We start from the raw sequence: 266 nt of genomic DNA, 5'->3' as shown, positions 1-266 counted from the left end.
AACCATGACCCTGCTAACTTGCCTGACTTTTCTGATGATTGTCATCCTGTCCAAATGTTTCATACGCATCAAAATGACATCACTAAGCACAGCTTGGTGTCAAAACAACTACTACAAACAGTTCGTGATTTAGGATTGAATGTAGATGCTGATTCAATAGATCTGATAACAATTGCTACCGCCGTTACCGCTGCTGATACATTTGAATTAAGGGATAATGCAGAAAATGCATGGGCTAGAAAAATGCATTTGCATGTTCCTGTAAC

At 39.1% G+C, this 266-nt stretch carries 1 protein-coding gene; it reads left to right on the top strand.

Translation table 11 applies throughout. The annotated features are described in order from the left end of the window. Positions 1 to 266 (top strand): hypothetical protein (locus tag AAEY83_RS15685; protein ID WP_351060421.1); only part of this gene is annotated, 266 nt, incomplete at both ends.

This window comes from Psychrobacter sp. TB20-MNA-CIBAN-0197, from assembly GCF_040309765.1.
Classification (GTDB): Bacteria; Pseudomonadota; Gammaproteobacteria; order Pseudomonadales; family Moraxellaceae; genus Psychrobacter; species Psychrobacter submarinus.
This window is presented reverse-complemented; position numbering and strand designations above follow the sequence as displayed.